The organism is Methylobacter sp. (genome assembly GCF_030680395.1).
Lineage (GTDB): Bacteria > Pseudomonadota > Gammaproteobacteria > Methylococcales > Methylomonadaceae > Methylobacter_A.
Map to the genome: position 1 here is coordinate 44,249 of NZ_JAUXVR010000038.1, position 10,645 is coordinate 54,893.

The following is a 10,645-nucleotide window of genomic DNA, read 5'->3' on the forward strand; positions in this document are numbered from 1 at the left end:
TCTGAGCGGGTTGTAGGGTTCATTATTGGTCAGCGATTCAGCCAAGATTATCGGATTTATTGTTAGCGTTTAATAGATAAGCTAACTATCTCTAATCTCCTTGCCTGTATTTTAAATTTATACCTCTAACCAAAATCCGTCTGTGCGATTACACACATAGAAAATCACTCTCGCCCTATTTGCTCCCCATATTTTATTCAGGCCTTTCCCGGTAAGATGGCCCGTCGCGCTCTTTTCGAAGCCTAATAAAGAAGCAAACAGTTTGAAGCCCCAAAATAGTGCCTGGAGCATATAGGCTGTGTTATGCTTTTTTAATCGCTACCGGTCCGCATAAAATACACGAGGAAACTGATATGGGTTTGGCATTAAAAGATAATCAACACCATTGTTACGGCGATTATCTGACCTGGCCTGATGATAGCCGCTACGAGCTGATTGATGGCAGCGCCTATGCGATGTCTCCGGCTCCCGATCTGGCGCATCAGGATGTGGCAGGAGAAATTTATCGGCAGGCGGCTAATATTCTAAACGGGAAACCGTGCCGTGCTTTCATTGCGCCGGTCGATGTCCGACTGCCTAAACAGAATGAAGCGGATGAAAGCATCGATACCGTCGTGCAGCCTGACGTATTGGTGGTCTGCGACAGCAGCAAACTGGATAGGCGCGGCGTGCGCGGTGCGCCGGACTGGATCGTGGAAGTGTTGTCGCCGTCCACGGCCGGTCACGATCAAATCAAAAAACGCAGTCTTTACGAACACCATGGCGTCAAAGAATACTGGTTGATTCACCCGATTGATCGGGTGCTGACCGTTTACCGGTTGATCGACGGCGAATACGGCAAACCCGAACTGTACGAACTAACCGGCGAAACCCAGGTCGGCGTGTTGCCGGATATCGTGATTCGATGGGATGAATTAGTTACGCGCTTGCCGGTTGATTATTGATGATTGACCGCCACGGTACATACAGCGTACCAGCTTGAGTTATTCCCCATAAGTATCCCCCTCCTCAACTCCCGGAAGCGCCTCCCAATTTGGCGGATAAAACCCAAGGCGAAGAAAGCGGTGAAAGCTTGAATGAGGCCACGCACCGGGATCGGATGCCAAGCCATGTTTCACCGGATTCCAATGGATGTAATCGCAATGTTTTTCGAAGTCACGGTCATCCCTGATTTGGTGTTCCCAATAGCGCGGCTGCCAAATGGTTTGCGCCCGTTTACGTCGTTGTGCCGGAGAGGGCGGTGATTTCAAAGCATCCGGGCAACGGCGAGTGAAGTAGTTTTTGATTGCATTCCAGCGCATCGGATAATCATGGTCGTCCGGCGGCAATGTCCAAATGCAATGCAGGTGTTCCGGCAGCAGCACAAAGGCATCAATGGTGAAAGGATGAGCCGATTTAACGGTTCGGAACGCCGTCCGCAACAATTCGACATTGTCCGGTTCAGAGAGACATTTACGCCGACGAAAAGTCACGACAGTGAAAAAATAAGTGCCGCCGGGAGTTTTAGCGCGACGATATTGCATGATAACGATTCCCAAATGTAGGTCGGGCAACAGCTTTTTCGTTGCCCGACATTTTAGCACCCGAAATGCAGAGGCGGGGGTCAAATCCGAAGTTCGTCATTCCCTTGAAGCTCGGAATTGTCGGGCATAAACAGCATGCCCGACCTACCGGCCTTACGCGTTGGTCCCATGCTTTTTTGTATGCATTTGTTATAGCTTTTCTTGAACATCTAATTCAATTATTTGTTTTTTCTTAGTTTCTAGTTCTTCACAAATAAAACTAATTTCAACACTATGTTTTCCTATTTTCAAAGGCACAATTAAGTATTCTTCATCCAAATCAAAACATCTTGTGTGAAGCAGGCTATTGATTTTAAGTGTTAATTTATTTCCATCCAGTTTTGTCCACCATTGTTGATTGATGGGTCTTATTTTTGGCATATTAAATCTAGGTTGAAGTATTGTTCCGATACCGCCATAACCGGGATTAAGTAATGAATTTAACATCGAATTCGTATTTTTGTCTTTCTGTAATGTTTTTTCGTATCTTGTTTCCGCCCACTTTATAGGGGTATATGGGATTGGGTTTTGTGGCTCTTCCATTCTTTTGTCATCATCAATAACAAGAACTTCATCTGGGAATTTTATATCAATATACAAATTGTTGGCTTTCACTGTTCCTGTATTAAAAACTGTCAAAACCAAATAGGATGAATAACCTTTTATTTTATAAAATTGTTCGTACTTACTGTTATATTCGTCAATCTCACTCTGGCTCGGAATACTGTCATTATATTGTCTTATTTCCTCTTCTGAAATGTGCTCTTTTAAATGTTCGTCTACATCATTGATATTGATTTTTTCAGGTACGGCTAGTCTTTTATAAGTATTAAATTTACTATCAACAACCAAAGCATTTATAGATAACTCGATTTTTGGATATTTTGGAATTATTTTTGATTCTAATTCTTTAATTGTATCTCTTAAGCTTCTATTTTCTTTACTTAAACTAGTCAGCTCGTGTGATAGCGCTTCTGCCGATATAGCTTTGTCTCCTCTCACCCATCCTATACCAGGTTTTTGCATAATTTGTTTCATTAAAGAAATTGACACATTTTTTATTAACTCGTCTTTTTTTTTCCAAAATTGAGCCATTTTTGAATTCTTGAGCACCATTTCTCTAAATGTATTTATTTCTGTTAAATCATCATCTCTCTTATCTTTTGATAAAGACACACTGTCATTCATTATAAACGCAAGGACAGGTATATTTTTTTCTAGAGCATATTCATATTCTTTTTGTGTAAAACTGATATTCTCGGTTGTTTTTGATCCATATCTTAATCCCAAGACAAGGATGTAATAATCACTAACTTCGATGGTTCTTCGTATTATTTCCCATTGATCTTCATCTTCAGCACTAAACATTTCCATTCCAATAGGAATATGGTACATCTCCAATATAGCTTTAATTATGTTTTCTCTTTCTTCAATTAAATCAGTATATGTTGAACTTACAAAAACTTGGTATTTTATTTCTGTCAAAATAACTCCTTGAGCTTAAAATGTAAGGCTATAACTACTAACGCGGCCCTTAATAATATTAGACATCCTAATAGACGAAAATTGCGTCACTTGTTTACCTAATACCTTATAAAAATTAAAAATAATTGTAATTTCATTTGGTTTCATATATTTAGCGCCACCTAAAATAAACCCTGATAACGTCAAATAGAAGTACAAGCAATCTACATATAAATACTTGTAGAAAAAGCAGAAATAAACCTACCCCTCCTCCTTATCATCCTCATCCGTAGCCATATCCGAAATCTCCTTCAACCTTGAGATAGCTTTGCAATTAATACTGCCTTCCGGATAAAAGCCGTCGCTATCTAACGCGCCGGCCGGTTCCCCGGTCAATAATTCCAGCGTTTCATCGACGCAACACACCGCGTAAATCGCAAACTTGCCTTCGGCCACCGCATCAATCACTTCCTGTTTCAGCATCAGGTTGCGCTTGTTGGCGGCGGGGATAATGGCGGCATGCTCGCCGTTAAGGCCGCGTGCCTTGCACAGCCTGAAGAAACCTTCTATTTTCTCGTTAACACCGCCTACCGCCTGCACTTCGCCATACTGGTTGATGGAACCGGTCACCGCAAAACTGTGTTTAATCGGCGTCCGTGTCAGCGCCGAAATAAGACAGCACAGTTCGGCCAGCGAGGCGCTGTCGCCGTCGATATAGCCGTAGGATTGTTCAATCGCGATGCTGCCCGATATGGCGAGCGGAAATTGCTGGGCATAGGTGTGGCCCAGATAGCCGGTCAAGATCATTACGCCTTTGGAATGAATCGCTTGGCCCAGTTCCACCTCCCGCTCGACATCGACGATGCCTCTGGAACCGGGGTAAACGCTGGCGGTGATGCGCACCGGCGCGCCAAAGCTGCTGCCGCCGACTTCCAGCACGGTTAAACCGTTGACTTTGCCTATCGCTTCGCCTTCGGTATCGATCAGGATGGTGCCGGCCAGCATTTCTTCGAGTATGTTTTCTGGCATTCTGCCGTTACGATGCTCTCTTGCGGCCAAGGCCTGCTCTATGTGAGAGCGGTCGCAAATCGGCAGATTGTCGCGCTTGCAAAACAGGTTGGCTTCGGCAATGATTTCCAGCGAATCTTTGATGCGGGCGGAAAAATGATGCTGGTTTTCCGCAATCCGACAGCTGTGCTCAATCAGGCATTCAATAGCCGTCCGCGTTAACGGCTTGGCGCCGGAATCTGCTGCCTGCTTGATCATCAGCAGTATAAAACGCTGCATCGACTCATCATTGCGCGGAATATAATCGTCAAAATCGGCAAGAATTTTAAACATCTCGTTAAATTCATCATCCAATTCTTCCAGCAAATAATACACATCCCTGGAACCGACCAGAATCACTTTAATGTTTAGCGGGATGACTTCGGGCTTGAGGGTGATGGTGTTAATGCCCAAATCGGAATAAGGCGATTCGATTTCAATCAGACCGGATTGCAGTGCGCGTTTAAGGCCTTCCCAAACGAACGGGTAAGTCAGCATTTTTTCGGCATCGAGAATCAAATAACCGCCATTGGCCTTATGCAGCGAGCCTGCGCAAATACGGCGATAGTTGGTGACCAATGTGCCCTGGTCGCTGACGTATTCAATACGCCCGAACAGGTTTTGATAAATCGGGTGCGGCTCGTAAATAACCGGCGCGCCGCTTTCCTGTTTGTTATCGACCAGGATATTGGGCGCATACAGCTCGGTCAACAGCTGCCGTTTTGCAGTCGTATTATCTTGCTGTTCCGGCGCCCGGCTCGGCATCAGGTAATCGGCAATGGTGCTGCAGAGGTTCTTTTTGATTTCCGCCAAATAGGTGATGACGTCATCGATATTCTGGTAGCTGTCGTTCAGTTCCGAAAACAACGGATCTATCGCCAGACTGATGGTGTCATTATCCAGCTGCTTGATTTTTTCGACCATCGCCCTGCGCCACTGGGGCAATTCCAGCAAGACATCGCTCAGGTATAGTTCCAGCTCCTCGACATGCTTATGAAAGATTTCCCGTTCCGGCAGCGGCAATTGGGTAAATTGATCTTCATTCAGCGCCTTATTGTCCCGAATAGGCGCAAAAGAAATCGTTTCGCCTTCCCTGAATAAAGCAATATCCAGGGACTGGGACTTTTTATCGACCAGATCGATGGCGTTGTTATAGTACTGGTTAAAATGGCGTTCGATAGCGCTCTTTTTTTGTTGGTAAGTTGGGCTTTCGAAAGCGGCGGGAAAGGTCGCCAGCAGGTTATCGATTAATTTTTCAATGTCTTTGCTGAGCGTTTGGCCATACTCTGCGGGCAGCTCAACGGCCACCGGCTCTCTCGGGTTATCGAAATTATCGACATAAGCATAGGATGGCGGCGCGGGCAGCGTTTTTGCCTGGGCATCCAGATGGTTGGTAATCATCGACAACCGACCCAGTCCCGGCTCGCCCATCACAAAAATATTGTAGCCGGGGTTACTCATCGCAACGCCGAACTCCAGTGCCGACTGGGCTCTGGACTGGCCCAAAATGGTGTCCGGCAATTTAGGTGCGGCGGGGAACTCAAAGCCAGTCAAATCGACATTTAGTTTCAGTGATTCAAGGGGGAGCTTTGAGTGGTTCGACATGATTAGGAGAAGTTCTCGGATTACATAAAAACGGCAATTCTACCATTTTTTACTGCATTGTCCGATTTGAACCAAGCGGCGCCAAAAGACAGGACGTTTTTTCAACATAGGCCGGAACGATGCAGAAAATCGATGACTTGCTCCCGAGGCTTTAACAACATGACAGCCTGACTTAAATTTAGAATTGCTGTCGTTGCAATACCATTGAAACAGCGGCTGCACGGGTGGCGACGCCCAGCTTTTCAAAAATATGTTCGAGATGTTTATTGATTGTGCGTGGACTACTGCCCAGAATAATACCCACTTCTTTATTGGTCTTGCCTCTGGAGATCCACATCAGTATTTCCGCTTCACGAAAAGTAAGCCCCAGGGAATTTCTTACCAGATCCAGGTCCCACTCTCCTGAATGCCTGTCCAAAACCAGAAGGTATTCGCCTGTACTTTGACACGGTGTTATTTTTACCAAAAAACCGACTCCGGTCCGATAGCTTTCAAAAGATTCGGATTTATCGGCAAAATCTAAATACTGTTTAACCCATTCGAGTATCGGTTTGGGCAGCGGCGAACCGACTTCATGTTTACCTGTTAATGCGTGTTTTTGCAGAAATTCATCCAGCCACAAGATGCCGCCCGGCGTTAACCAGGTAATGTTGCCGGATGAATCGATTGCCAACGCAGAAAAAGGGCTATTGTTTAAAGCATTTTCAACGCGACGCAGATTTCGGGCCTGAGTCAGTTGCAAATCCACTCGGGCCAGCACTTCGGGCGGACGAATCGGTTTGACAATATAATCGACCGCGCCTTCGTCGAAGCCGCGTAACAGGTTGTCGAGTTCGCTTAACGCGGTCATAAATAAAACAGGAATATCGGCCGTTTCGGGTGAGGATTTGAGCCGGTTACAGGTTTCAAACCCGTCAATACCCGGCATCATAATATCCAGCAAAATAATATCCGGTTTCAGGTAAGCAATTTGCTCCAATGCCGATATGCCATCGGTGGCGACAAGCACCCGGTAACCGGCTTCCGAGAGCGTATCGGATAACAAGGCCAGATTGCCGGGCGTATCGTCGACAATCATCGCGATACCGTTAAATTTACGGGTCATTGCCGCTTAGTTCTTCGCTGGCAATATGTAAAAGTTTTTTGATTTCAAGCATATGAAACTCGCTGGCCAGCGTCATGATTCTTTGTGCAAAATAGGTATATTCCGGATGGTACTGAATAAGCTGGGTCAGATATAGATTAAGCCCCTGCAAATCGCCGATTCTTACATAGCCGGTTAACTCCTGAATAATATCTAATGAAGGCGGCTGGTCGGCACTTTGCAATTCAGCTTCATCTTCCTGATAAAGCCATTCCAAGGCCAAGTGCAGCTTAAGTTTGTAGAGTAGCTCGCTGACTTGTATAGGCTTGACCAAAAAGTCGTTGCAACCGGCATTAATGGCATTGAGTCGGTCGGAAGGATAGGCGTTGGCGCTTAAGACAACAATAGGCGCTGCATAGCCGTTTTGACGGAGTCGATGCGCTGTTGCGGAGCCATCCAATCCGGGCATGGATAAATCCAGCAGAACAAGGTCCGGCGCTTCTTTTTCAATTTTATCCAGGCATTCTTCACCGCATCCGGCCTCGATCAAACCGAAACCTAACGGTTCTAAAATAGACACAATCAATTGTCGATGATCCGGCTGATCGTCGACAATAAGAATTTTCCGGCGCTTTCCCCGGTAACCGATAATGTCTTCTTCCTGAATGTATTGCTGTTCGCCGCCCAGATTGGGCAGCAGCAGCCTTACGGTAAAGGTGGAACCTTTATGCTGATCGCTGGAGACAACCAGTTCGCCGCCCATGATCTCGCATAGAATTTTACTGATGGTTAACCCCAAGCCGCTGCCGGCGTCTAAATTCTCATTCGGTAATTGCGTAAACGGCTGGAAAATATTTTGCAGTTGATCTTTATGTATGCCGGGACCGGTATCGACGACCTGAAAAGTGGTGACTCCGCAGCTGTAACCGATGCGAAAGACGATCTCGCCCGTGGCGGTAAATTTGACCGCATTGCCGAGCAGGTTAATCAATATTTGTCCGACCCGTTTTTCATCGCCGCGCACCCGCTGAGGTAGGGTGTTGACAATTTGACAGTAAAAAGACAGGCCCTTTTGTTCGGCTTGCGGCTTAAAAACGCTGACCAGATGTTCAATAAAACCCGGAAAATCGATAGCTTCCTGACGCAGTTCGAATTTGCGCGCTTCGATACGGGCAATATCCAGAATATCCTCGATCAGCGCGGATAAATGTTCGCCGTTACGCTTTAAAATATCCACCGCCTGCCGTCTATGCGCAGGTATGGTCGGGTCTTTCTGCAAAATATACGCGTAACCGACAATACTGTTTAACGGCGTGCGTATTTCGTGGCTCATGCTGCTAAGAAAACGGCTTTTCGCACTGTTAGCGCGATCCGCCATTTTGGTGGCTTGCTGTAACTTGGCGTCGGTTTTTTTATGTTCATCGATTTCCATCAGCAAACGCTGAGTCTGCTTGGCAATTTCTTCATGGGCAACGCGTCGGCTCTCGTCGTTCAGGATCAGCCACCAGGTGCATAAACCGATGAAGACCAGTAATGAGGCATAAACCTTAACAAAATTTGCCAGTAACAGGTTGAACGAAGGCAAGTAATGCTCGGCAACCAATAAATCCTGATAGTAAATAATCCCGACAAATACGCTGGTTAAAACGGCCAAAAACAAAAACAACAGACTAAAGCGTATCAAGCGCAGCCTGACGCTCAAATTCACCCAACCCGGCAGACAGCATTCCGCAAAGCTTTGAAGATAATCATCCAGGCGCAAGCCCGGCTTGCAGGCGTCCATGCAACGCGAGTCCAGCGTGCAACAGAGCGAACAAATACAGCCCTCATAGACGGGGCAATACGCCATATCTTCGCGCTCGAAATGATTCTCGCAAATACTGCAGCGACTGACTTGAGCCTGATTATTAAAGTGGATGTCACGCGCAAGATAACGCTGGCTCCCGTACAGCAGGGCGATACACGGAACCAACAGAAAGGCCAGACTCAAGGCAATAAACGCTGAAAATGCCTGTGCGAACGCGCCGAAAAATCCCAGATAGGCCAATATCGAAACTATCGAGGCGCATAAGGTGGACAGTATGCCGACCGGATTGAGATCCGGCAGGTAAGCGCGTTTGAACTCAACGGCTTTAGTGCTCAAGCCCAAAGGTTTGTTGATCAGTAATTCTGCGGCAACCGCGCTGATCCAGGCTATCGACATATTGGAAAACAACCCCAATACCTTTTCCAAAGCGCCGAATACGCCGAATTCCATCAGCAAAAGGGCGATCGAAACATTAAACACCAGCCATACCACCCGACCGGGATGACTGTGGGTCAGCCGCGAAAAAAAATTCGACCAGGCCAGCGAACCGGCGTAAGCATTGGTGACATTGATTTTGATCTGGGAAACCACCACAAACAAGGTAGTGACCGCTAAGGCTAACTCAGTATTGCCGAATAAGTCGCCGTAAGCCACCAGATACATTTGCGTAGGCTCATGCGCATGGATCGGCGCTATACCGTGACGAATGGCAAGATGGGCAAGCAAGGCTCCGCCCAGCTGCCTGGCCATGCCGAACAAAATCCATCCGGGGCCGGCGGTAATCGTAGCCAGCCACCAGCGTACCCGGTTTTTTTCGGTCAGCTCCGGCATAAAGCGCAAAAAATCCACTTGCTCGCCGATTTGCGCAACCATCGAAAAGGCGATGGTGGTCGCGCTGCCGAACATCAACCAGTTAAAACCCTGGCCGCTGCCGGCAATCCAAAAGTAGGTTTGCACCGTCAGCATCGCGTCCGGCTCACGAATGAATACCGCAATATAGGGCGTAATCAATAAAACCAGCCATAGCGGTTGGGTCCACATTTGCAAGCGGCTGATAGTGGTAATCCCAAAAGTCACCAAGGGAATGACGGTAACCGCGCTGATAATATGCGCGATGGCAATAGGGATATGAAAATACAGCTCGATAGCCAGAGACATGATCGAGGCTTCGAGCGCAAACAACGTGAACGTAAACGAGGCATAAATCAGTGAAGTGACTGTCGACCCGATATAGCCGAAACCTGCGCTACGGGTCATCAGGTCGATATCTATGTTGTAGCGGGCGGCGTAATAACTGATCGGGAAACTGGTGATAAAAATAATCAAGCCAACGGCCAGAATGGCCCAGAACGCATTGGTAAAACCGTAATTGATGGTTAGAAAACCGCCTATTGCTTCCAGAACCAGGAATGACGTAGAGCCGAACGCGGTATTGGCTACCTGAAATTCCGACCATTTGCGAAACGTGCGTGGTGCAAATCTAAGCGCATAGTCTTCCAGCGTTTCGTTGGCAACCCAGGCGTTATAGTCGCGACGAATTTTTGAGACACTTTGTCGGATACCGGTTTCCTCAATGGGTTTTATATGAATTCTGTGCTGTATAGGGCGTTCCGTGCGCACATTGGGAGCTTAGGTGCACACGGCACGCCCTATTACGCTCAATCACCGTTCCATGAAGCAATAACTACACCAGAGACCCTTAGCAATGGCCAATGCGCTAAACAGCACGTAGCAACAAAATCATCGATCCAATTTGGTGCAATAAGCTGTAACCATGCCCGATAACGACCGCTTGGCTCATAGCCGTTCATGGCCGAATTTTAAAATCACCGGCGTCCCCTAATTGTGAACTCCTCGTTCCCACGCGTTGCGCTCGTCGTTATACACAAGTCTGTTCAAGACCGCCATTTAGGCATGAAAGCTGAAATGGCGGCCCTGGATGTAGGCCGGAATGAGTCCGCCCGGCGTCAGCAAGGGCGGATGTTTCCGGCAATCGGAGCGCCGGAAACACCAGTCCTGCGCTTAACGCGCGGACAGGCTTATTCCGGCCTACGTCGAGATGTGTATAACGACGAG

General features: G+C 47.1%; 6 protein-coding genes. 1 reads left to right on the forward strand and 5 read right to left on the reverse strand.

Annotated features, from left to right (window positions below):
• Positions 1-353: 353 nt before the first annotated feature.
• Entirely contained in the window at positions 354-944 is a 591-nt protein-coding gene (locus Q8L79_RS15500; RefSeq protein WP_305272985.1) for a Uma2 family endonuclease, read from the forward strand.
• Positions 945-983: 39 nt separating this feature from the next.
• Here Q8L79_RS15500 and Q8L79_RS15505 read toward each other — a convergent pair whose 3' ends face one another.
• From Q8L79_RS15505 to Q8L79_RS15525, 5 genes are all read right to left on the reverse strand, one after another.
• A complete protein-coding gene (locus tag Q8L79_RS15505; protein WP_305272988.1) occupies positions 984-1,523 on the reverse strand; it encodes a transposase in 540 nt (179 codons plus the stop codon).
• A gap of 189 nt (positions 1,524-1,712) precedes the next feature.
• Entirely contained in the window at positions 1,713-3,047 is a 1,335-nt protein-coding gene (locus tag Q8L79_RS15510) for a DUF4062 domain-containing protein (RefSeq protein WP_305272990.1), read from the reverse strand.
• A gap of 240 nt (positions 3,048-3,287) precedes the next feature.
• Entirely contained in the window at positions 3,288-5,678 is a 2,391-nt protein-coding gene (locus Q8L79_RS15515; RefSeq protein WP_305272993.1) for a Lon protease family protein, read from the reverse strand.
• Positions 5,679-5,856: 178 nt separating this feature from the next.
• Complete coding sequence (locus tag Q8L79_RS15520) at positions 5,857-6,783, reverse strand: response regulator transcription factor (RefSeq protein WP_305272996.1); 927 nt, start codon at positions 6,781-6,783, stop codon at positions 5,857-5,859.
• On the reverse strand, positions 6,773-10,189 hold the full coding sequence (locus Q8L79_RS15525) for a response regulator (protein ID WP_370869997.1): 3,417 nt from the start codon (positions 10,187-10,189) through the stop codon (positions 6,773-6,775). Before Q8L79_RS15525 ends, Q8L79_RS15520 begins: the two co-directional genes overlap by 11 nt.
• Positions 10,190-10,645: the final 456 nt, after the last annotated feature.